General features: G+C 69.8%; 18 protein-coding genes and 1 other RNA gene. 15 read left to right on the top strand and 4 right to left on the bottom strand.

The window, feature by feature from the left end:
- Position 1: 1 nt before the first annotated feature.
- The 4 genes from ACIP5T_RS16375 to ACIP5T_RS16360 are packed head-to-tail and all read left to right on the top strand — an operon-like array spanning position 2 to position 3,123.
- The gene (locus ACIP5T_RS16375; RefSeq protein WP_400865764.1) at positions 2-718 is read left to right on the top strand and encodes an ATP-binding cassette domain-containing protein; all 717 of its coding nucleotides are present in this window, start codon (positions 2-4) and stop codon (positions 716-718) included.
- A complete protein-coding gene (locus tag ACIP5T_RS16370; RefSeq protein ID WP_400865761.1) occupies positions 715-1,443 on the top strand; it encodes an ABC transporter permease in 729 nt (242 codons plus the stop codon). The genes ACIP5T_RS16375 and ACIP5T_RS16370 overlap by 4 nt, the downstream gene beginning before the upstream one ends.
- Positions 1,440-2,174 (top strand): hypothetical protein, encoded by a 735-nt coding sequence (locus ACIP5T_RS16365; protein WP_400865758.1) that lies wholly within the window; start codon positions 1,440-1,442, stop codon positions 2,172-2,174. Before ACIP5T_RS16370 ends, ACIP5T_RS16365 begins: the two co-directional genes overlap by 4 nt.
- Positions 2,175-2,232: 58 nt before the next feature.
- Positions 2,233-3,123: a rhodanese-related sulfurtransferase gene (locus ACIP5T_RS16360; protein ID WP_400865755.1), complete on the top strand. Its 891-nt coding sequence runs from the start codon at positions 2,233-2,235 to the stop codon at positions 3,121-3,123.
- Between the two features lie 45 nt (positions 3,124-3,168).
- Here ACIP5T_RS16360 and ACIP5T_RS16355 read toward each other — a convergent pair whose 3' ends face one another.
- The 4 genes from ACIP5T_RS16355 to ACIP5T_RS16340 all read right to left on the bottom strand — a co-directional run bounded on the left by ACIP5T_RS16355 (position 3,169) and on the right by ACIP5T_RS16340 (position 10,634).
- A complete protein-coding gene (locus ACIP5T_RS16355; RefSeq protein ID WP_400865752.1) occupies positions 3,169-5,424 on the bottom strand; it encodes a transglutaminaseTgpA domain-containing protein in 2,256 nt (751 codons plus the stop codon).
- The gene (locus tag ACIP5T_RS16350; RefSeq protein WP_400865749.1) at positions 5,411-6,622 is read right to left on the bottom strand and encodes a DUF58 domain-containing protein; all 1,212 of its coding nucleotides are present in this window, start codon (positions 6,620-6,622) and stop codon (positions 5,411-5,413) included. The genes ACIP5T_RS16355 and ACIP5T_RS16350 overlap by 14 nt, the downstream gene beginning before the upstream one ends.
- A 25-nt stretch (positions 6,623-6,647) precedes the next feature.
- Positions 6,648-7,637: an AAA family ATPase gene (locus tag ACIP5T_RS16345; protein WP_400865746.1), complete on the bottom strand. Its 990-nt coding sequence runs from the start codon at positions 7,635-7,637 to the stop codon at positions 6,648-6,650.
- 87 nt (positions 7,638-7,724) lie between these two features.
- Entirely contained in the window at positions 7,725-10,634 is a 2,910-nt protein-coding gene (locus tag ACIP5T_RS16340) for a hypothetical protein (RefSeq protein ID WP_400865743.1), read from the bottom strand.
- A 50-nt stretch (positions 10,635-10,684) separates the two neighbouring features.
- Between ACIP5T_RS16340 and ffs the strand changes: the two genes are divergently transcribed.
- The 11 genes from ffs (at position 10,685) to ACIP5T_RS16285 (ending at position 24,105) form a co-directional block, all read left to right on the top strand.
- Positions 10,685-10,781: signal recognition particle sRNA small type (gene ffs / locus ACIP5T_RS16335), an RNA gene on the top strand.
- A 43-nt stretch (positions 10,782-10,824) separates the two neighbouring features.
- The gene (locus tag ACIP5T_RS16330; protein ID WP_400865740.1) at positions 10,825-11,442 is read left to right on the top strand and encodes a rhomboid family intramembrane serine protease; all 618 of its coding nucleotides are present in this window, start codon (positions 10,825-10,827) and stop codon (positions 11,440-11,442) included.
- A 149-nt stretch (positions 11,443-11,591) separates the two neighbouring features.
- On the top strand, positions 11,592-12,167 hold the full coding sequence (locus ACIP5T_RS16325) for a hypothetical protein (protein ID WP_400865737.1): 576 nt from the start codon (positions 11,592-11,594) through the stop codon (positions 12,165-12,167).
- Positions 12,168-12,228: 61 nt separating this feature from the next.
- On the top strand, positions 12,229-14,352 hold the full coding sequence (gene pta / locus ACIP5T_RS16320) for a phosphate acetyltransferase (RefSeq protein WP_400865734.1): 2,124 nt from the start codon (positions 12,229-12,231) through the stop codon (positions 14,350-14,352).
- Positions 14,349-15,569 carry an acetate/propionate family kinase gene (locus ACIP5T_RS16315; RefSeq protein ID WP_400865731.1) on the top strand — a complete coding sequence of 407 codons (1,221 nt, stop codon included), beginning with the start codon at positions 14,349-14,351 and terminating at the stop codon, positions 15,567-15,569. Before pta ends, ACIP5T_RS16315 begins: the two co-directional genes overlap by 4 nt.
- A 102-nt stretch (positions 15,570-15,671) precedes the next feature.
- The gene (locus ACIP5T_RS16310; protein ID WP_400865728.1) at positions 15,672-16,475 is read left to right on the top strand and encodes an HAD family hydrolase; all 804 of its coding nucleotides are present in this window, start codon (positions 15,672-15,674) and stop codon (positions 16,473-16,475) included.
- Positions 16,472-18,976 (top strand): glycoside hydrolase family 65 protein, encoded by a 2,505-nt coding sequence (locus ACIP5T_RS16305; RefSeq protein WP_400865725.1) that lies wholly within the window; start codon positions 16,472-16,474, stop codon positions 18,974-18,976. The genes ACIP5T_RS16310 and ACIP5T_RS16305 overlap by 4 nt, the downstream gene beginning before the upstream one ends.
- Positions 18,977-18,978: 2 nt before the next feature.
- Positions 18,979-20,058: a DUF2207 family protein gene (locus ACIP5T_RS16300; RefSeq protein ID WP_400865723.1), complete on the top strand. Its 1,080-nt coding sequence runs from the start codon at positions 18,979-18,981 to the stop codon at positions 20,056-20,058.
- Between the two features lie 104 nt (positions 20,059-20,162).
- Positions 20,163-22,577 (top strand): DNA polymerase III subunit gamma and tau, encoded by a 2,415-nt coding sequence (locus ACIP5T_RS16295; protein WP_400865720.1) that lies wholly within the window; start codon positions 20,163-20,165, stop codon positions 22,575-22,577.
- Positions 22,577-23,170 (top strand): recombination mediator RecR, encoded by a 594-nt coding sequence (recR, locus tag ACIP5T_RS16290; RefSeq protein ID WP_400865717.1) that lies wholly within the window; start codon positions 22,577-22,579, stop codon positions 23,168-23,170. Before ACIP5T_RS16295 ends, recR begins: the two co-directional genes overlap by 1 nt.
- Positions 23,167-24,105 (top strand): DMT family transporter, encoded by a 939-nt coding sequence (locus ACIP5T_RS16285; RefSeq protein WP_400865714.1) that lies wholly within the window; start codon positions 23,167-23,169, stop codon positions 24,103-24,105. The genes recR and ACIP5T_RS16285 overlap by 4 nt, the downstream gene beginning before the upstream one ends.
- Positions 24,106-24,124: the final 19 nt, after the last annotated feature.

Here is a 24,124-nt window from a genome sequence, read left to right as displayed (position 1 = left end):
GATGAACGACCACGCAATCGAGGTTCGAGGACTCACGAAGAGGTACGGGGACAGGGTCGCAGTGGAAGGGCTGTCGTTCGCGGTGCCGCACGGGTCGATCGTCGGCCTCCTGGGTCCCAACGGGGCGGGCAAGTCGACGACTCTGCGAACCATCGTCGGGCTGCTGAAGCCGACGAGCGGTGACAGCCTCATCGACGGGCTGTCGTTCTCCGCGCTCGACAACCCGGCCTCTCACGTCGGTGTCCACATGGACGGATTCGGCTTCGAGGGTGGCATCACCGCCAGGCGGCACCTGGAGATCTGCCGGCTCGCGGCAGGGGCGCCTCGTGGTCGGGTCGACGAGGTGCTCGAGGAGGTCGGCCTCGAGACAGATGCCCGTCGCCGGGTGAAGACCTTCTCGACGGGGATGGCCCAACGACTCGGGCTGGCCGCTGCTCTCATCGGCTCGCCGCGGACGCTCATCCTCGACGAGCCGGCCAATGGGCTGGACCCCGACGGCATCCGCTGGCTTCGCAGGTTCCTGCGCGGCTTCTCGGAACGCGGCGGCACCGTCCTGATCGCCAGTCACCAGCTCGCCGAGCTGGAACAGGTCGTCGATGAGGTGGTCGTCATCAAACGGCGTGCTCTCTTCGCCGGAAGGTTGGGCGACCTCGTCTCGAGCGAAGCCGACTCGCTCGAGAGCAAGTACTTCGATCTCGTTGAAGGGGCATCCGCATGAGGCAGACAATCCGCAGCGAAGCCCTGCGAGCAGTGAGCGGGTCGTCCATCCTGGCGGTCTACCTGGTCGCGGTCCTCATGCCCGTCTTCGTGCTGGTCTCGGACGGTTCACGGTTCGACCTCGCCGGCCTCGATTCTGCCGCGGCTACGTCCCTTCTTCTGGAGCCGCTGGCCTGGTCCGCCATCTCAGCGGCGTTCGTCGGCGCCTATGGTGTCACCCGCGAGTGCTACTACGGCTCGATGGACAGGACGCTCACCGGGGTCGGCTTCCCGCGCGCCTTCGCCGCCAAACTCGTCGCCGGCGCCCTCGTCGCGGTCGCGCTGTCGGTGTGCATCTTCGTGATCTGGACGGTCGGAGCCTCCGTCTTCCTCGCTCAGGAAGGTCTGACGCTCGCGCTCGCCGGAGGGACGTGGCGCATCTACGCCGGCGCACTGCTCGGCGTGGTTCTCGGTGCGTTCATCGGTGGAGCAATCGGCTGGATCACCAGAAACTACTATGTGACCGCAGCGATCGTTCTTGTCCTTCCGATGGCCGTGGAGTTCGCGCTGTTGCGCACGGCACCGGAGCTGGCGAGATTCTCGCCGGGTTTGGCGCTGGCCGCTCTGGGTGTTCCCCGATACCAGGACAAGCTGCTCGAGTTCGCGCCCGCCCTCTGCATCGCGCTCGCGTGGGCCGTCGCGCTGGTCGCCGTCGCATGGGGCATGGGACGGAAGAGGGCCGCGTGATCGGCCGAGCGTTCCGTGCTCAAGCCCGCAGCTTCGCCGGCGATGCCGTGCTGTTCTGGGTGGCGGTTGCGGGATTCGTGTTGTCGCTTTCCGTGGCGACGAACATCCCGCCGGAGATGGCGGATGCACCCGCCGACGTCCGAGCCGCTTTCGCCGCACCGTACCGGGCGGTGCTCGCGACCTATGGAGCGGTTCTCGCGGCAGCCTACGGTTCCTTCCGATACACCGTCGACCGGCGAGACGGTGTCATCGCTCAGCGTCTGATGCTGCAGCCTCGATGGGCGACTCTTCTCGTGAGGGTGCCCGCCTCCGCTGTAGGGGGAGCGATCGTCGCCCTCGCCGGCGCCGTCGGCGGACACGTGGCGCTGACCGTCGCCATGGGCGGTCTCCCTCCGGAGTGGTCATCGGTCGGACCCACCCTGGGGCTCGGCGCGGTGGCGGGGCTGTGGGGGCTGGGCGTGGGAGTCGTCGTGCAGGCTCATCTCGTCGCCCTCTTCATCGCCCCGATGTCGATGAGCCTGGCAGTTCTCGTGGCGATCTTCTGGAGATCCGGAGCCGTCTACCTCCCTCTCCTCACGATGCTCGAAGCCTTGCGGTTCGACGTCTCCGCCCTGGGAATCCTGCCGCACGAGAGCATCGACTCCACGACGGCGGTGCTCATGACGGCTGCCTGGGTGCTCGCAGCCCTCCTCGCCGCGGGGCTGTCGTTCATGAACCGCGATGTGAAGTAGCGGCCTCGAGTCACCGCCGCGAGGGCGCGCAGTCAGGTGGCCGACGTAAAATCGCTGAGTGGCAACACCCAAGATCGTTCTCTTCTACGTGTTCACCCCGCTCGCCGATCCGGACGCGATCCGGGTGTGGCAGCGCGACCTCGGCGAAGCGCTCGGGCTGCGTGGCCGGCTCCTGATCTCGAAGGACGGAGTCAACGGCACCCTCGGCGGCGACCTGCCGGCGCTCAAGAAGTGGGCGCGCTCGTTCCGGTCCTACGCCCCTTTCTCGCACGCCGACATCAAGTGGAGCGAGGGCACCGGAGTCGACGCCGACGGTCGCAGCGTCGACTTTCCGAAGCTCAGCGTCAAAGTGCGCGACGAGATCGTGTCGTTCGGAGCGCCGGGTGAGCTGCGCGTCGACGAGCAGGGCGTCGTCGGAGGCGGCACCCGGCTGACCCCCGAGGAATTGCACGAGCTGATGGGGGAACGGGGTGACGACGTCGTCTTCTTCGATGGCCGCAACGCGCTCGAAGCGCAGATCGGCCGGTTCCGGGGAGCCGTCGTTCCCGACACCGAGACCACGCGCGACTTCGTGCAGCTGCTCGACTCCGGGGCATACGACGACCTCAAGGGCAAGCCGGTCGTCACCTACTGCACGGGCGGCATCCGCTGCGAGGTGCTCTCGAGTCTGATGACCGCGCGCGGGTTCGGCGAGGTCTACCAACTCGAGGGCGGCATCGTCCGCTACGGCGAGCAGTACGGCGACGACGGCCTCTGGGAGGGCTCTCTCTACGTGTTCGACAAGCGCGGGTCCGTCGAGTTCTCGGATCATGCAGCGGTCATCGGCCAGTGCGCGGGGTGCGGCACGGCGACCAAGCGCACGGCGAACTGCCCCGACCTCGCGTGCCGCACTCAGTTCGTGGTCTGCGAATCCTGCGACTCCGTGCGCTGCGCCCTGCACGCTGCCTGATCGCGTCGGCGCGAACTCTCGGGCAGCCCGTGGCGCAGGTGGAGCTCAGGTGAGCAGTGGCACGTCGGTGCGTCGGCTCGCGAAGAGCGATCGCGGAAGCAGGAACGCGTGCAGCCTCGTCCACCCGTCGACGCTCCGGCGGAGCTGCGCCGTCACCTCGACGAGCGCGACGTCGAGATCTCGCACGGCACCGGCCGAGGGGCGAGCGTAACTGGCCTGCTCGACCGCGGCGACGAGCACCCGCATCGCCTCGGCATCCGCCCGGCTGTCTCTGACCAGATCGTCGCCGCGCATGCGGGGTGATTCGGCATCCGACAGGGGCACGCGGAGATCCTGCATCGTCGCGCGCAGCTCGGTCCAGGCCGCCCCGGCGTCACCGCGGCTCGCGCGCCCGCGTCGGACGATGCGCAACGCGAGACGGGCGAACGCGGGCAGCAGCACCACCACCAGCACGCCGAGCGTCGTCAGCACGACGGGAGTGGGGTCCAAGCGCCGGAGCTCGCCGGTCGCGCCCGCGTTGTCGCCCGCGTCCTCACGCTCGAGCTCCGGTCCTGAGCTCTGCTCGGTGCTCGGGGCAGCGGTCGGAGCCGGGGTGGCCGAGCCGCCCGAACCGCCGCCGGCGGTCGCCGCAGCGCTGAATGCCGTCGGAACCCCCAGAGACGCCGTCGGCTCGAAGGGCACCCAGCCCACGCCGGGGAAGAGGACCTCGGGCCACGAGTGCAGCTGGTCGCTGGAGACGGAGTACACCGCTTCATCGCCGCGCGTGGTCTCGGTCAGAGCACCGGGAAGATAGCCGACGACGATGCGCACCTCCATGTCGAGGCTCTCGGCCATGAGAGCGAACGCTCCGGCGAAGTGGATGCAGTAGCCGGACCTCACATCGAGGAACCGCGCCACCGCATCCGCGCCTGTGCCGTCGAAACCCTCATCGACAGGGGTCTCCAGCGAGTAGGCGAACTGACTCCGGAACCAGGACTGCAGTGCGATGAGCCGGTCGTAGTCGTTGGTGGCGTCAGCGGTGACCTCGGCGGCAGTGTCGCCGATGATCTCAGGCAGCTCGACGGGCTGCGTATCGGGGTCGACGATGGGCGAAGCGGCGGGGAGCGCGCGGATCTGCTCGAGAGTCGGCGACACCTCCAGGGATCGCACCGTGTAGTCGTTGCCGACGGCTTCGGCGCTGCGAGACGCGAGCGTGCGGTTCTCGGGACTCACCCTCCAGGTCGAGGGAAGCCCCTGCACGCTCGTTGCCGGGTAAGGAACCGGGAGCCACGAACTCGACATCCGGATCACCCGGATGGAGGTGTTCTGGTCGGTGGTCTCGATGTCGTCCGCCCATTCGGCGGGGCCGAAACCCTCGCTCTGCGCCTGCAGGCCGCCGCGATCCGGCTCCCACACGTTGCCGTCGAACGCCGACAGCGTCGTGAGTCGCAGATAGGGCGCGGTGTCGGCCGTCGTCGCCACCGTGAGCACCTCGACCGGGTTCGGCTGCCGCAGGTCGTCACCGAGCCGCAGCGACGCATCGACGGTGACGCCGGTACCCGTGCCTGTGAGGCTCGCCGACACGGGGAGGATCGGTGCGACGATCACGGTCGCCGCCAGCGCCGCGACTCCGACGCCCGCGGCGACCGCCACCGACGTGCGCCGCGGCGACTCGGGGTTCTGCGCCGCCGTGAATCGGAGCAGGACGAGGATCAGGATGCCGAGCATCACGAACCATACGACGTTGACTCCGCCGAGGGTGACGATCATCGGCACGGATCCCACGACCGCCGTGAGGAGGCTGGCCAGAATGGCTCCGCGCTGTGCGACCAGCTGGTCGAGCAGGACGGCGACGACGCCGAAGCCGATGCCCATCACGGCTTCGAGTCCGGGGGAGGCCGCGATCGGTGCCGCGCCGAACGTGATCTCCTCCCACGCGGAGGCTACGAGCGCCTGGAAGGTGAAGAAGGTCGCATCGGTGGGGATCACGCCGAACACCGCGGTGTCGCCCGCGACGAGCAGGACCACGGTGCCCATCACCGCCAGGATCTGGACGACGATGGTGACGAGGTCGCGTGCCCAGGCCGCACGACCGCGCATCAGCGTGCGCGACGACATGCCCGCGAGCGCGGTGACGACGATCACCGCGAGGACGGCGAACGACCAGGGGCCGGGTTCGATCACCGAGGTGAAGGGCCACATCGCGACGAGACCGGCTGCGGCGGCGAGCACCGACGGCACGACCGTGCCGGCGGGAAGCTCGTGCTCGCGGTGCCACGACAGGCCGGGTCCACGTTCGGCCCTTCGCTCAGCTCGCGACATCGGTCGCTCCCCGCTGCTCCGCGGGGCCGCCCACGCGGTCGGGGAGCACGTCTTCCCACGCCTCCGCGACGTCGTCGCCCAGTCGTGCGAAGCGCCACCCGTGCTGCTCGGCTGCCGCTGCGGCACCGCGATGCGGCGCCGTCGCGAACAGCATCGGGGCCGCGGCACCGGAGGGCCGCAGCAGGGCGGCATCCTCTTCGTCGATCTCGCCGGTGATGTAGACGAGCGGCCCGGGAGGAGTGCCGCCCACCAGGGTCATGATGTCGCGGGCATCGCCGCGGGGTCCGACCAGCGCGAGGGCGACGAGCAGACCGTCGCGGTCGTCCTCGTGGCCGCGCAGAGTGCCCAGCAGCGTGCCGCTGCTGTCGATCACGTCGACGCCGTATCCCTCCTGCACGAGGTGCACGGCGACGGAGGCGCACATCGACACAGCGGTCTCGAACGCGTGATCCTCGTCATCGCCGGGGCGTTCCCACCGCGCAGCGCTGCGGTCGAGGATCACGAGAGCGTCGGGGCTGGACTCCTCTTCTTCCTGCCGCACCATCAGCTGACCGCGGTGCGCGGTCGCCCGCCAATGGATGCGACGCATCGAGTCGCCGGGGATGTAACGTCGCGGCGACAGGTTGTCGCTGCCCTGCCCGAGGCGGCTCGACGAGGTGTGCGCGGTGCCGCCGGCCGCGCCGACCTTGACGGTCAGCGGCGCGAGGGTGAACACCTCGGGCACGACTGTCACGGAGCGGGTCTCTCCGAACGACTGCTCGCGTTGGGCGAGGCCGAACGGATCGACCGTTCGGAGCACCAGGGGGCCGATCGGCCAGACGCCGCGCCGCACACCGGTGATCAGGTAGCTCAGCTGGCCGGTCTCCGAGGGGTACTCGCCGGCCGAATCGCCGGTGACCGCAGGTGGGAGCACATCGCGCCAGAGTCCTCGAGGAACCCGCAGGGCACGCAGGGTGAAGCGCAGCGTGACGCGAGAGGTCTCCGACACCGTCAGCAGGTCGGTCGAGACCTGCCGCGTGACCGACCCGGCACGGCGGGGCAGCCGCACGGCGAGCACCGAGAAAGCTGTCAGTGCGAGGAGGAGGACGCCGATGTAGAGGAGGATCGGCGCGCCGATCATGTTGGCCGCTATCAGGCAGCCGAGACCGGAGAGGAGCGCACCCGTGCCCCGGAGGGTGAGGGATCGACGGCGAGGCATGGGGATGGGGATGGGGAGCGAAGGATCAGGAGCGCGAAGTCACGGGCACCCGCACGCGCTCGACGATCTGTCGGAGGGCCGCCTCGACGGGCTGAGCTCCGGCGCGATGCGCCCCGCGGGCAGGAAGAAGACGGTGTGCGAGAACGGGGATGATCAGCGCAGTCACGTCGTCGGGGATCACGAAGTCGCGACCGTCGAGCGCCGCCCACACCTTCGCGGCGCGGATCAGCTGCAGGGTCGCCCTCGGACTCGCGCCGAGGTGCAGGTTGGGGTCTGCGCGGGTCGCCTGAGCCAGAGCGACCGTGTATTCCTCGAGCGCCGGGGCGACATGCACAGAACGGGCCCAGGCGATCAACCCGGAGATCGACGCGGCGTTCGCGACGGCTCGCACTGCGGCGAGCGGATTCACCGTGTCGCGCTGACGCAGCATCAGGGCCTCCGCGGCCGCATCCGGATAGCCCATCGAGATGCGCATCATGAAGCGGTCGCGCTGCGCTTCGGGCAACGCGTAGGTGCCCTCCATCTCGAGAGGATTCTGGGTCGCCACGACGAGGAAGGGGTCGGGCAGCATATGCGTCGATCCATCGACCGTCACCTGCCCCTCTTCCATGGCCTCGAGCAGGGCCGACTGCGTCTTGGGGGACGAGCGGTTGATCTCGTCGGCGATGACGATGTGCGCGAACACCGCGCCGCGCTTGAACTCGAACTCACGATCGACGGGGTTGTAGACGCTCACGCCCGTCACATCTCCCGGGAGCAGATCGGGGGTGAACTGGATGCGCCGGACCGTGGCGTCCACGCTCGCCGCCAGGGCGCGCGCCAGCACCGTCTTGCCCACTCCGGGCACATCCTCGATCAGCAGATGCCCCTCGGCGAGGAGGCACACCAGCGCGCTCCGCACGGCATCCGGCTTTCCGTCGATCACCCGTCCGACAGACTCGACGATCGCCGACGTCTGCGCGGCGAACTGCTCGGCGTTGACGACGGACGGGGTCAGGGGCGGGTTCTCTGGCATGCGTTCCCTCTCACGTGGGCGCTGCGGTGCGCGTGATCTGATCGTAACCCGGCTGTCTACGGATGGGGTGGGAACCGACGTCGGGCATCAGCCCCAGACGCGAGCCCGGGGTTCCGCGGGGTCCACGCGGCTGTCGGCGCTGCGCGCGACGCGCAGCAGGGCGAGTCCCTGCACCCCGCTCAGCTCGTGCAGTGAGCACGTGCCGATCAGGGCCTGCCAATGGTCGCGGAAGCGCTCGGCGTCTCCGCGCCGCCGGGCGATCAGTCGAGGCACCGCGAGAAGCGTGCGTCCGGGGGAGAGATGGTCGGCGAGGCGTTCGAGCACCGGGACCCGCGGCAGCCCGGCCGCGTCGATGCGCAGCAGGAATCGGGGTGTGCGCACCGGTGCGAAGAGCTCCTCGACGGCATCGGCGATCACGCGTGCGTCGGTGGCGGAGCCGCCGAGCTCGAGGCGGATGCGGGTGGGATCGGCGTCGTCCGGCCGCGCGGTGATCGTCGACTCGTCGATCCGCCCGACGCGTCCTGCCTCTTCCAGCGTGCGGGCGACGGCGACCGCCGCGGCCCGGTAGATCTCCGCCGGCCTCGAGCGATCGCGCAGAGAGTGGACGAGCATGCGCACAGCGGATGCCGCCGCGGCGACACCACCCCCGATCAGTGCGAGCGCGACCCCGAGGGCAGGAGCGAAGGAGACCCCGGAGAACGCGAGCACGGTGACGAGGGCGCCTGTCGTCGCGGTGCCGGCGAGGAAGCCGCCGACCGCTCCCGCCCTCGCCGTCTGTGCGGCACGAAGCAGTGGGGCTCGAGCGGTGCGGCGGATCGCCACCGTCTCCCGCTCGTGGGCGCGGTACGGCTCGCCGATCCGCCATTCCTCCCTCGTCCGACTCCGAGAGGGCCACCGCGCGCGCACGAGGGCGTCGAGATCCGCGATCGACGTCGACGGGTCCTTGCCGAGCACACGCGTCCAGGCCTCGACGGCGGGTGCGGTGAGTGCATGGCCCAGTCCGCTGACGATACGGCCGTCGCGCTCTGCGCTCAGCCCCCACAGATGCGAATGCCGACGACGGAGTCGCAGGGACTCGGACGCGTCGTCGAGGTCGACATGCGAGGGGATCAGGCAGACGACCGACCAGTTGTGTGCGACCTTCTCGGGCCACGCCGGATCGAGCCTCAGGGTGCGCCCCCGCAGCTGCTGGGTGCCCGACGACGTGGCCACGGTCGTGAGATCGACGAGGGTGTTCACCGACGGGCAGTCCCAGCCTTCGCCGAGCAGCCCCCGGGTGCCGACGAGCAGGCGCACATCCCCTCGGCGGATCAGCTCGGACACGGCCCCGACCACTCGTCCGCTTCCGGCGGCGCGCACCTGAAGGTCGCGCACGGGGCCGACGCCCTCCGCGATGCCGATCCGCTCGCCGAGCAGATCGCCGAGCGCGACCGCGATGTCGGCCGCATCGTCCGCTCGGACGCGCAGGTGCTGCGAGGTGAGCAGCACGGGGCGCAGTCGGGAGGTGACGGCGTCGACGGCGAGGAGGCCGAACGTGCGGAGCGCCCCGGCGGGTGTGTCACCGGCCAGACCGCGGTTGTTTCCATGCTCGACGAAATCGGTCACGACGACCGCCCGGATCCGATCGCCGTCGGCACCCGCGAGCTCTCGGTGGAGGATCTCGACGGCCGCGTGGTCCTTGGCGGCGGAGAACGCCAGAGTGGTCTCGATCGGGTTCCGACCGCGTCGGATACCCCGGTCGGTCAGCGCGTACCCGAAGTCCGCGAGCGAGCGCCGCACGTACTCCCACTGGCGCATGGCAGCGGGATCCGAGAGCAGTCGCGTCTGGGCGAACCGTGACAGGACCGTCAGCAGGTCGTCGGTCGTGCACCGGTCGAGCAGGGCCGGCGGGATCGAGGTGATCAGCGGATGCTGCGGCGAGACCTCGCGCAGCACGAGAGCGCACGATCGAGTGAGGGCGAAGTCCGTCGCGAAGGCCCGGTCGAGGCGTGCGAGGGGAGTCTCGGCGACAGAGCCGTCCTGCGGGTCTGCGGGTTGGAGGTGCTGTTCGAGGTACGACAGCGCGTCGGGGGTCGACAGCACCTGCGTGATCAGGTCGTGCAGCAGCGATTCGTGCCGTCGGATGAACGCGGCCTCTGCGGGCAGGGGCTCGGTGAACATCACATGATCGCGATACGGAGCCAGATGGCCTTCCTTGACCACGGCGGGAGTCGGCACCTCGTAGTCGACCTCGCCGAGCAGGTGGCTGTAATTCTCGAACTCGGTCTCGTCGTCGGGCGACGGCAGGGTCGCGGTGAGGCCGATCAGCGTCGGCTCCGCGCCGCTCTCTCGGATGCGGGCGACCAGATAGGCCACCACGATCGCCCAGTGGTCGAGCAGGTGATGGCATTCGTCGAGCACGATCGTGCGCACCCCCGCCTCGACGAGTCGATCGATGAGGGCGACGGCGTTCGGGTGGAGCACGCGCGCGAGCTCCGACGGGCGCTGACGGGTGAAGCGCGAACGCAGGCGGCGCGCACGACTGCGGATGCCGGAGCGGTGACGGGCGGGGTTGTCGACCGCCAGCTCGGCGAGCCACGTCGCGGCATCCGCCTCGGTGCGGCCGCTCGCGACGAGTTCCTCCGTCCAGATCGCCCGGGCGAGGTCGTCGAAGGGCGAGCCGTCTCCCGTCACGCTGAGCAGCTGATAGGTGAGCACCGTCAGGTCCCCGAGACGCTCGGGATCATCCGAGACGGCCTCCGCGTGCGGCGCCAGCTCCGAGGCGGTGCGCACCCACTGATGGCGGATGGTCACCGTCGGCGACAGCACGAGAGTGCGATGGCCTTCGCGTGCGGCGAGCAGCAGGCCCAGCAGCGTCTTCCCGGAGCCCGGCGGAGCGACGATGTGCAGCGGGGCCGCTCCTCCCGGAGGGATCCGGTCGAGGACCTCGGCCTGGTAGGTGCGCAGCGTGCCCGGAAAGTGCCACGTCGACAGAGGAGGGGCGGCGACGGGATCCATGACCTGCCCAGTCTGTCAAAGAGCAGGGGCAGACATCGGCTAGACTTGTCGACGGCTCTCCGCGTGGCGGCATCCAGGCCAATTCCCCCAGGGCGGAAACGCAGCAAGGGTAACCGGGCTCTGCTGGGTGCGCGGAGAGTCACTTTCTTTTTGTCAGCGTCCTCCGGGTCAGTCCTGACAGGATCGTGACGTGACAAGGCCAGACGTGATCAGCACCGTCGATTCCCCGCGCTCCAGTGTTCTCGGCCGTTTCGCGGCGCCTCTCGTGCTGGTCACCCTGATGTGGGTCGTGCAGATCGTCGATGCGATCCTTCCCGGATCCTTCACGGGCTTCGGGCTCCGCTCGTGGGATCTCTCGGGCCTCGGGGGCATCGTGCTCGGACCTCTCCTGCATGCGGATTGGGCCCATCTGATCGGCAACACCGTGCCGCTCCTCGTGCTCGGCTGCCTGGTCGCGGTCGACGGCGCGCGTCGGTTCTGGACCGTCACCGCGTTCGCCGCCGTGATCGGCGGCCTCGGCACATGGCTCGTGAACGCGCCAGGGGCATTGACCGTCGGGGCGTCCGGGCTCGTCTTCGGGTACTTCGGATACACGGTGATGCGGGTCTTCGCGCCTGGTCGGGTGGCGCACCGAGTGCTCTATGCGATCGTCGCTCTCCTCGTGATCGGCCTCTACGGCGGCTCCATGCTGGCCGGCGTCGTCGGCGTGCGCGAGGGCATCTCGTGGCAGGCGCACCTGTTCGGCGCGATCGGCGGCGGTCTCGCCGCGTTCGTCGGCAGAGGCAGCACCAAGACCAGGGGCGCATGAGCACGACGAGGAGCACCCGCGCTTCCGCGAGCCGGAAGAAGCCCGCAGGCAGAAAGCCAGCAGGGAAGAAGCCCGCAGGAAAGAAGCAGCCGAGCCGTCAGCGGTCCCGCACGCGCCGCGCGTCGCCCCGCCGACGGGCGCAGCGGCGGATGCAGCGCGTGAAGCTGCTGCGTCGCATCGCGCTGTCCGCAGCAGCAGTGATCGTCGTCGCGCTCGCCGCGGTGCTGATCCCGCTCGGGCTGGCTCACGAGAAGCCGTCGGCGATCTGCATCACCGACCCGACCACGTTCCCCGAATCGGGGGTCGAGGGCTGGCGGGGGGAGCAGCTCGAGAACGCCGCGACCATCATGCAGACGGCCACCGCGCTCGGTTTCGGTCGCGACGGCCAGATTCTCGGCGTCATGACGGCGATGGGCGAGAGCAGCCTGAACAACATCGACTACGGGGACTGGGAGACGAGCGGGTTCACCAACCCGGACGGCACCCGGACGACGAGCATCGGGCTCTTCCAGCAGCAGCACTGGTGGGGCTCGGCCGAGCAGCGCATGGACCCGGCGACCGCCGCGACGCTGTTCTACGAGCGTCTCGCGAGGGTGCAGGACTGGCAGTCGATGGACCCGTCGCTCGCGATCCACAGGGTGCAGATCAACCTCGACCCCACCTACTACACGCGCTACGCACCGGATGCCACGGCCGTGGTCGATGCGCTCTCCCGACCCTGCTGAGCGCATTTCGCACGGCTGTCAACCCAGCGAGATCATGGGGTCGTGCACCTAGGGTGGGACTGTGGCGCAGAGCATCTACATCACCTCGGCCGAAGGCCATACCGGTAAATCGACCATCGCACTCGGCGTGCTCGATGCGCTCATGCGCGTCACGCCCAGGGTCGGCGTCTTCCGGCCGATAGCGCGGTCGGTCACCGAGCGCGACGACGTGCTCGAACTGCTGCTCGCGCACGACGGCGTGCACCTCGACTACGAGGACTGCATCGGCGTGACCTACGACGATGTGCGCGACGATCCCGACCGGGCGCTGTCGACGATCGTCGCCCGGTTCAAGGCCGTCGAGGCCCAGTGCGACGCCGTGGTCATCATCGGCAGCGACTACACCGATGTCGCCAGCCCTGCAGAGCTCGGATACAACGCTCGGATCGCCGCCAATCTGGCGGCACCGGTGCTCCTCGTGCTGAGCGGTCGCGACCAGCAGCGTCAGGCCGAGCAGCTGGGCACCACCACCGCCCGCACGGCCTCGGCCGTCGGGCAGATCGGCGCTCTCGCTCTCTCCGAGCTCGACGTCGAGCGCGCTGAGCTCTTCGCGGTGGTCGTGAACCGCGCCGACCCCGAGGCGCTGGGCGACATCGAGGCCGCGGTGGCTGCGGTGCGGCCCCAGAAGACCACCCCGGTGTGGGCGATCCCGGAGGACCGCACGCTCGTCGCACCGTCGATCGACGGCATCCTCACCGCGGTCGACGGGCGCCTCATCAAGGGCGATCCCGATCGCCTGGCGCGGGAGGCGCTGACGATCGTCGTCGCCGGCATGTCGATGGTCAATGTGCTGCCGCGGCTGACCGAGGAATCGGTGGTGGTGATCCCCGCCGACCGCACCGAGGTGCTTCTCGCGACGCTGCTCGCCGATGCGTCCGGCACGTTCCCCCGCGTCGCCGGCATCATCCTGAACGGCCCCTTCCCGCTTCCCGAGCCGATCGTGCAGCTGCTCGACGGCTTCACCTCGACGGTGCCGATCATCGCGACGGACCTGGGCACCTACGACACCGCGGTGCGCGTGATGGGAGCGCGGGGTCGCATCTCGCCCGAGTCCCGTGGCCGCTACGACCGTGCGCTCGGGCTGTTCCAGACTCATGTCGACATCGCCGAGCTCACCACCCAGCTGGGCCTCGCCGAGTCGCGCGTCGTGACGCCGCTGATGTTCGAATACGGACTCATCGAGCGCGCGCGCTCCGACCGTCGACGCATCGTGCTGCCCGAGGGGGATGATGATCGCATCCTCCGCGCGGCCGCCACGCTGCTGGCGCGCGAGGTCGCAGACCTCACGATCCTCGGCGACGAGTCGGCGATCCGGTCCCGAGCGGTCGAGCTGGGAGTCGACATCACGGCCGCGCAGGTCATCAGCCCGACCGATCCCGAGATGGTCGAGCGCTTCGCGGCGGAGTATGCGCGACTGCGGGCGCACAAGGGCACCACGCTGGCGCAGGCGGCCGACACCGTCACCGACGTCTCGTACTTCGGAACGATGATGGTGCACCTCGGCCTCGCCGACGGCATGGTCTCGGGTGCCGCGCACACGACGGCGCACACCATCCGTCCGTCCTTCGAGATCATCAAGACGAAGCCGGGCGTGAACGTCGTCTCGAGCGTGTTCCTCATGGCGCTCGCCGATCGAGTGCTCGTCTACGGCGACTGCGCGGTGATCCCGGATCCGACGAGCGAGCAGCTGGCCGACATCGCGATCTCCTCGGCGGCGACCGCGCAGCAGTTCGGCATCGAACCCCGCATCGCGATGCTCTCGTACTCGACGGGGGAGTCGGGATCCGGCGCCGACGTCGACAAGGTCCGAGCAGCGACCGCCCTCGTGCACGAGCGCGCACCGGAGCTGCTCGTCGAGGGACCCATCCAGTACGACGCCGCCGCTGACGCCGCGGTGGCCAAGGCGAAGCTGCCCGACTCCGCGGTGGCCGGCCGGGCCACCGTCTTCGTGTTCCCGGATCTCAACACCGGCAACAACACCTACAAGGCCGTGCAGCGCTCGGCGGGTGCGGTCGCGATCGGTCCGGTGCTGCAGGGACTCAACAAGCCGATCAACGACCTGTCACGCGGCGCGCTGGTCGACGACATCGTCAACACCGTGGCGATCACGGCCATCCAGGCGCAGTCCGAAGGAGCGACCGCATGAGCGCCATCCTCGTCATCAACAGCGGATCCTCGTCGCTCAAATACAGCCTGATCGACATCGAGAACGAGAACGAGCTCGCCGCGGGGCTCATCGAGCGGATCGGGCAGGAACTCAGCGCGATCCGGCACACGGTCCGTCCTGACACCACCGCGGATGCCGTCGTGACGATGCTCGATGCCTCCTACGACTCCGAGCGCCCCGTCGCCGACCACGGCGCCGCCTTCACGGTGATGCTCGAGCAGTTCGCCGAGCACGGCCCGCTTCTCGACGAGCATCCTCCCGTCGCCGTCGGCCACCGCGTGGTGCACGGAGGGGCCCGGTTCTATGCGCCGACCCTCGTCACTCAGAACGTCGAGGAGCAGATCGAGGAGCTCGCGGTCCTCGCCCCGCTGCACAACCCCGCGAACCTGGCCGGGATCGTCGCGGCGAAGGCGGTGTTCTCGGGCGTCCCGCACGTGGCGGTGTTCGACACGGCATTCCATCAGACCCTGCCTCCGGCCGCCTACACCTACGCGATCGACGCCGAGCTCGCCGCCGAGCACCGGGTGCGCCGGTACGGATTCCACGGCACGAGCCATCAGTTCGTCAGCGAGTCGGCGGCCGCGTTCCTCGGACGCGACCTCGGCACGCTGCGGCAGCTCGTCTTCCACCTCGGCAACGGTGCATCGGTGACCGCGATCGAGGGTGGCCGGTCGGTCGAGACCTCGATGGGACTGACGCCGCTGGAAGGGCTCGTGATGGGAACCCGTTCGGGTGACCTCGACCCGGCGGCGCTGGTGCATCTGTCGCGGAGGGCCGGATACTCGATCGACGATCTCGACGCGCTCCTGAACACGCGCAGCGGTCTGAAGGGACTCGCCGGGCGCAGCGACATGCGCGACATCCTGGCAGGCAGAGACGCCGGAGATGCGGCGGCGACGCTGGCGTTCGACGTCTACATCCACAGGCTGCGCGCCTACGCGGGGTCGTACATCGCGCAGCTCGGCGGGGTCGACGTGATCTCCTTCACCGCAGGGGTCGGCGAGAACGCCGCCGCGGTGCGCGCAGAGGCGATGGCCACGCTCGGCTTCGCCGGGGTCGAGATCGATCACGGGCGCAATGTCGAGCGGCAGCGCGGCATCCGTCGCATCTCCACCGACGCCTCACGAGTCGCGGTGCTCGTCGTGCCGACGAACGAAGAGCTCGAGATCGCCAGACAGACCTCCCGTCTGCTCTGATCGACACACCTCGGGGGTTACCGCCCGGTGCCGAGCCGCACTACGCTTGCACAGTGGCACGGAGAGGTGCCGGAACCCCTCGTCCTTCTCCTGGAGGCTCCTGTGCCCGAAGCCCTGCCCGATCCGCTCCGCGCCGAAGGCGTCCTGTTCGACCTCGACGGGGTGCTGACGCCGACCGCCGAGGTGCACATGCGCGCCTGGAAGGTCGTGTTCGACGACGTGTTCGAACGCTGGGGCATCACGCCTCCGTACTCGGATGCCGACTACTTCGACTATGTCGACGGCAAGAAGCGCTATGACGGCGTGGCGAGCCTGCTGCGCAGCCGCAACGTCGAGATCCCATGGGGAGCGGTCGATGACCCGCCCGAGGCCGAGACCATCTGCGGCATCGGCAATCGCAAGAACGCCGCTTTCGCCGAGTCGCTGCGGGGCGAGGGCATCGCCCCGTTCCCCGGCTCGCTCGCGCTCGTCGAGAAGCTGTCCGCCGCCGGCATCCCGATCGGTGTCGTCTCGAGTTCCAAGAACGCGGAGGAGGTGCTCGCCGCGGCCGGCCTCCGCTCGTTCTTCCGCGTCGTGGTCGACGGTGTCGTCGCAGAACGCGACGACCTCGCCTCCAAGCCCGCCGCCGACATGTTCGCCGCCGGTGCTGTGGCGCTGGGCGTCGATCCCGCCCGCAGCATCGCCGTCGAGGATGCCACCTCGGGCGCGGCCTCCGCCGCCGCCGCAGGGTTCGCGGTCGTCGTCGGCGTCGATCGAGGCACCGGAGCGGATGCGCTGCGCGCTGCGGGTGCGACCGTCGTCGTCAGCGACCTCGACGTGTTCGTTCACGCCGCTGAAGAGGTCGCGAACTCCGATTCAGACTCCGCCGACCAGGACACCCGCTCAGACGACGAGGAGACCGCATGATCGACCGCGACCGCTTCCCCGTGGACCCCTGGCGACTCATCGAGACGCGATACTCCGAAGACGGAGTGGCCGAGACCCTCTTCGCCGTCGGCAACGGCTACCTCGGGCTCCGGGGCAACCACATCGAGGGCCGAGGCGCCCACGAGCACGGCACCTTCATCAACGGTCTGCACGAGACGTGGCCGATCAGGCACGCTGAGCAGGCGTACGGCTTCGCCGAGGTCGGGCAGACGATCGTCAACGCCCCGGATGCCAAGGTCATGCGGGTGTACGTCGACGACGAGCCGATCTCGTTCGACGAGGCCGACGTGCGCGAGTACCGACGCACCCTCGACATGCGCACCGGCGTGCTCGAGCGCACCGTGGTGTGGGAGACGCCGTCGGGCAAGCGCGTGCGGATGCGCGACGAGCGGATCGTCAGCTTCGAGGAGCGCCACCTCGCAGTGCTCCGTCTCGAGGTCGTCGTGGAGAACGCCGACGCCCCGGTCACCGTCAGCTGCCAGATGATCAACCGCCAGGACGGCGCCGGCGTGTACGCCGGCACCCCCAACCAGGCGAAGGGCGGATTCGATCCGCGCAAGGCGGAGAAGATCGCCGAGCGCGTGCTCGAGCCGGGGGAGTACTGGCAGGACGGATTGCGCTCCGCGCTGTCGTACAGCGTCGCCGATTCCGGCATGACGGTCGCCGTCGTCGCCGATCACATCATCGAGACGGAGAACGACTACACGTCGCGCACGCTGATCGAGGCCGACATCTCGAAGAACGTGTTCCGAGTGCAGGCGAAGGCCGGGGTGCCCATCACGGTCACCAAGCTCGTCAGCTACCACACCTCCCGAGGCGTGCCGGCCCGCGAGCTGGTCGACCGGTGCCGTCGGTCCCTCGACCGTGTCGCGTTCGAGGGCGTCCAGGCGCAGTTCGACCGACAGGCCGAATGGCTCGCCGCGTTCTGGGGCCGCAGCGACGTGCAGATCGGCGGGCACGACGACATCCAGCAGGCGACCCGCTGGTGCCTGCTGCAGCTCGCTCAGGCCTCGGCGCGCGCCGACGGCACGGGAGTGCCCGCGAAGGGCGTCTCGGGGTCCGGGTACAGCGGCCATTACTTCTGGGACACCGAGATCTATGTGCTCCCGTTCCTCACGTACACGTCGCCGCAGTGGGCGCGCAACGCGCTTCGCGCGCGAGCTCTCATGCTCCCGGCGGCTCGTCGCCGGGCCGCGCAGCTCAATGAAGCGGGCGCACTGTTCCCCTGGCGCACGATCAACGGTGAAGAGGCGTCGGCCTATTACGCGGCCGGCACCGCTCAGTACCACATCAACGCCGACGTCAGCTTCGCGCTCGGCAAGTACGTGCGGGCGACCGGTGACGACGACTTCCTGCGACGTGAGGGAATCGATATCGCCATCGAGACGGCTCGCCTGTGGGCCACGCTCGGCTTCTGGCGCACCTCGCGGCTCGTCGCCGACACGAGGGACGACGACGGCGTCGAGACCTTCCACATCCACGGCGTGACCGGGCCAGACGAGTACACGACCGTCGTCAACGACAACCTGTACACGAACGTCATGGCGCGCTACAACCTCCGCTACGCGGCGAGGGTCGTGCGGGAGGCGCAGGAGGCCAACGGCGAGGAGTTCGCCAGGGTCGTCGAGCGCACCGGCCTCGCCGAGGGCGAGGCCGAGGGATGGGAGCGCGCCGCCGACGCGATGTTCATCCCGTTCAGCGAGAGCCTGGGCATCCATCCGCAGGATTCGCTGTTCCTCGAGCGCGAGGTCTGGGATCTGGCCCACACGCCGAAGGAGCAGCGGCCGCTGCTGCTGCACTTCCACCCGCTCGTCATCTACCGGTTCCAGGTGCTCAAGCAGGCGGATGTCGTGCTCGCGCTGTTCCTGCAGGGAAACCACTTCACGCCGGAGGAGAAGAAGGCGGACTTCGACTACTACGACCCGCTGACGACAGGCGACTCGACGCTGTCGGCCGTGGTGCAGTCGATCCTCGCCGCCGAGGTCGGGTACCAGGATCTGGCTCTGCAGTACTTCCGGCAGTCGCTGTTCGTCGACCTGCACGACCTGCACCACAACGCTGCCGACGGCGTGCACGTCGCGTCCGCCGGCGGCGTGTGGACGGCTCTGGTGTGCGGCTTCGGCGGCATGCGCGACTACGCCGGCGAGCTCAGCTTCGATCCGCGGCTGCCCGCCGACTGGCCGTCGCTGTCGTACCCGCTGCAGTGGCAGGGGTCTGAGCTGCAGATCACACTCACGACGGGCGAGCTGCGCGTCCGCGTGCTCACCGGAGACCCGGTGGCGTTCACTGTGCGCGATGCCGCGTACATCGCCACGGCCGAGCAGGAGGTCGTCGTGCCGCTCGCCGATCAGGGACCGCTGATCCCGGGGCGCCCGTCGCTGCGGCAGTTCGCGGACGCTCTTCGCGAAGACGGCACGCGCCTGTCGGCATCCGTTCCCGTGATCACGACCGCGATCCCCATCATCGAAACGATCGACTGAGTGTGCTGATCACCGCAGCGCTGTTCGGGCTCGCGCCCGCGCTGCTCCTTCTCGCGCTCGCCGTCGTCGAGCGGGCGCGATCGGTGCAGCGCGTCGCCTCCCCCGGGGCGCGGTTCGCCCCGGCTGAGGGCGCGACCGTGCTGTACGACGCACTGCTGCTGAACGCGGATCGAAAGGCGGTCGCCGCCGCGCTGATCGACCTGGCCGTGCGTCGCAAGGTGCGGCTGCTGGTCGATGCCGACGCGGCGAGGCAGGGCGGGTCGCGCAAGCGAGCGCCGGTCGGCTTGGAGATCGTCGAGGGAGCGACGTTCACCCCCGAGGAGCTCAGCGTCCTCGAGGCGCTCTTCGGCCCGGATCACACGCCGGGGCGCGTGCGGCGCTTCAGCTCGGATGCTCGGGCGCTGCACCGCCGAGTGCACGGCGTCATCGATGAGGCCGAGAAGCGGCTCGCGTCGGCGGGCCTCATCGGTCGAGGGCGCCGCGGATGGGCCACGTTCCTGATCCGCGTCGCCGCGGTGCTGGTGATCGGCGTCTGTCTCCTCCTGCTGGTCGCCGCCTGGTCGGTGAGCGAACCGGGCGCTGCGCTCTACGTGGTGCTGGTCGCCGGCCTGGTCGTCGCGATCGCCGCCATCGTGGTCGCACCGAGGCCCTGGCGCCGATTCCGTTCGGCTGCGCAGCCGATGCGCGCCCACCTCGCCGGCATGCGCGAGTACATCGCCCTCGCGGAGGCGGAGCCGCTGCGGTTCTCGCAATCCACCGAGGGAGCGGATCTGAGGGCGGACGTATCGCCTGAGGCGTCGAACGCACGACTGCAGAGATTCCTGCTGAACGAACGGCTGCTGCCCTACGCCGTGCTCTTCGGTCTCGAGCGATCATGGACAGCTGCCCTGCAGACCGAGTCGCGCGAGCTGCGCGTCGCCGAGGGCATCGACGGCGCCATGGAGGTGGCGGGGGCCGTGATCGAGGTGATCGAGCTGGTGGGCGGCGTCGTGCATCTCGTGACCGCGGTCGGCGAGCTCGTCGATGCGACCGGTGGGGTCGTCGAGGTCGTGGGCGGCGTCTTCGAGGCCGTGTCGTCGTGATTTCTCCGCACCCCTCGACGGTCAGGACGGCGCGTCGGGGATCACCCGCCCGATCGACGGCGCCCGTCTGCCGGAACGTCCGTGGCACGCCGTAGGCTGTTCTGGTGACCACAGCCCTCTACCGCCGCTACCGCCCCGAGTCGTTCGGCGAGATGATCGGGCAGTCCCAGGTGACCGAACCCCTGATGACAGCTCTCCGAGGCGACCGTGTCGGCCACGCATATCTGTTCTCCGGGCCCCGCGGGTGCGGAAAGACGACGTCTGCCCGCATCCTCGCCCGCTGCCTCAACTGCGCGGAGGGTCCGACCGATGTGCCCTGCGGCACGTGCCCGAGCTGCGTCGAGCTGTCGCGCGCCGGCGGAGGTTCGCTCGATGTCGTCGAGATCGATGCGGCCAGTCACAACGGCGTCGACGACGCCCGAGACCTGCGCGAGCGGGCGACGTTCGCCCCCAGCCGCGATCGCTACAAGATCTTCATCCTCGACGAGGCGCACATGGTGACGCCGCAGGGGTTCAACGCCCTCCTCAAACTCGTCGAAGAGCCGCCCGAGCACGTCAAGTTCATCTTCGCGACGACCGAGCCCGAGAAGGTGCTCGGCACGATCCGCTCGCGCACGCATCACTACCCGTTCCGTCTGGTCCCGCCGGCCGCGATGCTCGAGTACGTCGAGAAGCTCTGCGTCGAGGAGGGCGTGGTCGCCGAGCGCGGCGTCCTGCCGCTCGTCGTCCGTGCCGGAGGCGGGTCGCCGCGTGACACCCTCTCGCTTCTCGACCAGCTGATCGCCGGTTCGGATTCTCCCGCAGGATCGGAGACCGTGACCGTCGCGTACGAGCGTGCGGTGGCGCTGCTCGGCTACACGCACGCGGCGCTGCTCGATGAGATCGTCGATGCGCTCGCCGCCGCCGACGCCGCTTCGGCGTTCCCCGCCATCGACCGCGTCGTGCAGACCGGCCAGGATCCGCGCCGGTTCGTCGACGACCTGCTCGAACGCCTGCGCGACCTCATCGTGATCGCTGCCGTCGGAGCCGGGGCGTCCTCCGTGCTCCGCGGCATCGCGGCCGACGAGCTCGCTCGCATGCGCACTCAGGCAGAGTCCTTCGGTTCCGCTCGGCTGTCGCGCACAGCCGACATCGTGAGCGCCGCTCTCGACGACATGTCGGGCGCGACGTCTCCCCGACTGCACCTCGAGCTGATGGTCGCTCGAGTGCTCGCAGCGGGAGCGGATGCTGTCGCCCCGTCGGCGCAGGTCGGGTCCGCAGCGCCCGCTCGCGCGACGGGTCCTGCGTCGGCTGCGCCTCAGCCCTCTGCCGCTCCGCCCGCTGCGGCCACTCAACCCGCTGCGGCCGTTCCGGCCGCCGCTGCCACCCAGGCCGCTGAGGCAGCTGCGCCCGTCGCCGCGGCCGAGAACGTCGACGCCGAGACGGCTCACGCCGGGCCGGTCGAGGTCGAAGCCCCCGCGGCGGCGGATGCCGCGCCCGAGGCATCCGACGACGCGACGTCGAGCACGCCGCCCACCGCACCGGCCTCCGACGGCGCCGCGCCCTCGGGTCCGGTCGCGTTCGAGCACATCACGGCGGCTTGGCCGGCCGTGCTCAAGCGGCTCGAGAGCGTCAGCCGCACGTCCTGGCTGCTGGCCACCGCCGTGCAGCCGCTCGCGTTCGTCACCGAGACGGAGGTGCTGACCCTCGGGTTCGCCAGCCAGCACGACGTGGCGAAGTTCAAGGGGACGACGCCGGGCTCCGGTCCGTCCGATCATCTTCGCGGAGCGATCGAGCAGGAACTCGGCGTGCGGGTCAAGTACCTGCCTGCCCCGATGCCCGCGGGCGGCGCGCCTCGCCAGCCCTCGTCGCCCTCTGCGGCGCGCCCGTCAGACGACGCGCCCGCATCGGAGCCTGCGTCAGCGGGTTCACAGCGCGCTCAGTCATCAGGTGCACAGACGTCGCGCGCTGAGACGCCGACTGCTCGGACCACGCGTCCTCAGACGGGTGGCGCCCCCGCGGCACCGGTGACGGAGTGGGCGGTGGCATCGATTCCGGCATCCGAGGTCGCGGCGCCCGCCCCGGTGACTGTCGCGGTGCCGGCCCCTGTGTCCACCGCGGTGCCGGCCGCGGTGACGAGCCTGCCGACGACGGCCCCTGCCGATGCGCCGATACAGACGCCCTCGACTCCGAGAGATGATCGGACCGACGGGGGAGACCAGCCGCCTCCTCCTCTCGACGACGAGCCGCCGTATTTCGACGACGAGCCGCCCTACGACCCGTCCTACGAGCCTGCACCGACGTCGCAGGCCGCACCGACGGCCGCTCGCGCACAGGCCGCCCCCTCCGCATCCGCGCGGTCGACGCCCGTGCAGGCAGCCCCGGCGCGCAAGGTGGCTTCTGCCGCAGCAGCCCCGGTCATCACCGAGCGCGCCCCCGCAGGGGGAGTCCAGCGCTACGGCGAGGCCGTGATCCGCCAGGTGCTCGGCGCGACGTTCGTTCGCGAAGAGCCCTACGAGCCCCCGACGAGGTTCTCCTGATGTATGACGGAATCGTTCAGGAGCTGATCGACGAGTTCGGCCGGCTTCCCGGAATCGGCCCCAAGTCCGCGCAGCGCATCGCATTCCACATCCTGCAGACACCGACGTTCGACGTCGCACGGCTCGCCGAGCTGCTCGTCGAGGTTCGGGTGCGGGTGCGCTTCTGCGAGATCTGCGGCAACGTGTCAGAGCAGGAGCGCTGCGCGATCTGCCGCGACCCCAGACGCAATCCTGCTCTCATCTGCGTCGTCGAAGACGCGAAGGACGTCGCCGCGATCGAACGCACCCGGGAGTTCCGTGGTCTCTACCATGTGCTCGGCGGGGCGATCAGCCCGATCGCCGGCATCGGTCCAGACGACCTGCGCATCGCGCAGCTGATGACCCGTCTCGCCGACGCCACGGTGCAGGAGGTCATCCTCGCGACGAACCCCAACCTCGAGGGCGAGGCGACGGCCAGCTATCTCAGCCGTCTGCTCACCACCATGCAGATCACCGTGTCCCGCCTCGCCTCCGGCCTTCCGGTCGGCGGCGACCTCGAATACGCCGACGAGGTCACCCTCGGGCGCGCGTTCGAGGGCCGACGAGTGCTGTGAACACACAGGGCGGCTTCACGCGACGCGGCTGGCTGCTCTTCGGGGCCATGGCGCTGCTGTGGGGCGTGCCCTACCTGTTCATCAGCATCGCGGTCGAGTCGCTCTCACCACCGGCCATCGTCGCGGGGCGCACCCTCATCGCGGCTCTCCTGCTCCTGCCGTTCGCACTCCGAGGCGGCGCGCTGAGAGCGGCGTGGAAGCACTGGCCCTGGGTCCTCGCCTTCGGGCTCGTCGAGATGGCCGGCCCGTTCGTGCTGCTGGGCCACGCCGAGATGACCCTGCCCTCAGGCATGACCGGCCTGCTCGTCGCCACCGTGCCGCTGTTCGCCGCCCTCATAGCCCTGGGCGGAGGAGACCGGAGCGTCCTGCGTCCGACGCGCGGGATCGGACTTCTCATAGGCTTCATCGGTGTCGCGATCGTCGTCGCCGGCCCAGGACTCTTCGGAGGCGAGGTCAGTCTGCTCGCCGCCGGCGAGGTGCTGCTGGTCGCCATCCTCTATGCGATCGCCCCCTTCATCGTCGCGCGCAAGCTGAACGATGTCCCGTCGCTCGGCACCATCACGCTGTCGCTGCTCATGATCGGCGTGATCTATCTGCCCATCGGCCTGCTCACACAGCACCAGATGCCGACACTTCCCTCGATCTTCGCGCTTCTGGCGCTGGCCGTCATCTGCACCGCCGTCGCGTTCCTGGCGTTCTTCGCGCTCATCCGCGAGGTCGGCCCGGTGCGCGCGCCGCTGTTCACCTACGTCAACCCGGTCGTGGCGATCATCCTCGGCGCGCTCGTGCTCGCCGAGCCCCTGACGCCAGGGCTGCTCATCGGGTTCCCTCTCATCATCGCCGGGTGCTGGTTCGCCGCCACCGGCGGGCGCCTGCGCCCACCGGCATCGACTGCCTCCGACCTGGTCCCCGCACCGCTCCCGCCTGCTCCCTGACACCCCCTTCCTGGCCGAG

It is taken from the genome of Microbacterium sp. NPDC088619 (assembly GCF_044752825.1).
In the GTDB taxonomy this organism is placed as follows: domain Bacteria; phylum Actinomycetota; class Actinomycetes; order Actinomycetales; family Microbacteriaceae; genus Microbacterium.
The sequence above is the reverse complement of the archived record's forward strand: the minus strand, read 5'-3'. Positions and strand labels throughout refer to the sequence as shown.

Excerpts from the sequence above, each read along its gene's own strand:
- ACIP5T_RS16375 (WP_400865764.1), top strand. The coding sequence starts at position 2 with ATGAACGACCACGCAATCGAGGTTCGAGGACTCACGAAGAGGTACGGG.
- ACIP5T_RS16370 (WP_400865761.1), top strand. The coding sequence starts at position 715 with ATGAGGCAGACAATCCGCAGCGAAGCCCTGCGAGCAGTGAGCGGGTCG.
- ACIP5T_RS16355 (WP_400865752.1), bottom strand. The coding sequence starts at position 5,424 with ATGTCGCGAGCTGAGCGAAGGGCCGAACGTGGACCCGGCCTGTCGTGG.
- ACIP5T_RS16350 (WP_400865749.1), bottom strand. The coding sequence starts at position 6,622 with ATGCCTCGCCGTCGATCCCTCACCCTCCGGGGCACGGGTGCGCTCCTC.
- ACIP5T_RS16345 (WP_400865746.1), bottom strand. The coding sequence starts at position 7,637 with ATGCCAGAGAACCCGCCCCTGACCCCGTCCGTCGTCAACGCCGAGCAG.
- ACIP5T_RS16340 (WP_400865743.1), bottom strand. The coding sequence starts at position 10,634 with ATGGATCCCGTCGCCGCCCCTCCTCTGTCGACGTGGCACTTTCCGGGC.
- ACIP5T_RS16325 (WP_400865737.1), top strand. The coding sequence starts at position 11,592 with ATGCAGCGCGTGAAGCTGCTGCGTCGCATCGCGCTGTCCGCAGCAGCA.
- ACIP5T_RS16315 (WP_400865731.1), top strand. The coding sequence starts at position 14,349 with ATGAGCGCCATCCTCGTCATCAACAGCGGATCCTCGTCGCTCAAATAC.
- ACIP5T_RS16305 (WP_400865725.1), top strand. The coding sequence starts at position 16,472 with ATGATCGACCGCGACCGCTTCCCCGTGGACCCCTGGCGACTCATCGAG.
- recR (WP_400865717.1), top strand. The coding sequence starts at position 22,577 with ATGTATGACGGAATCGTTCAGGAGCTGATCGACGAGTTCGGCCGGCTT.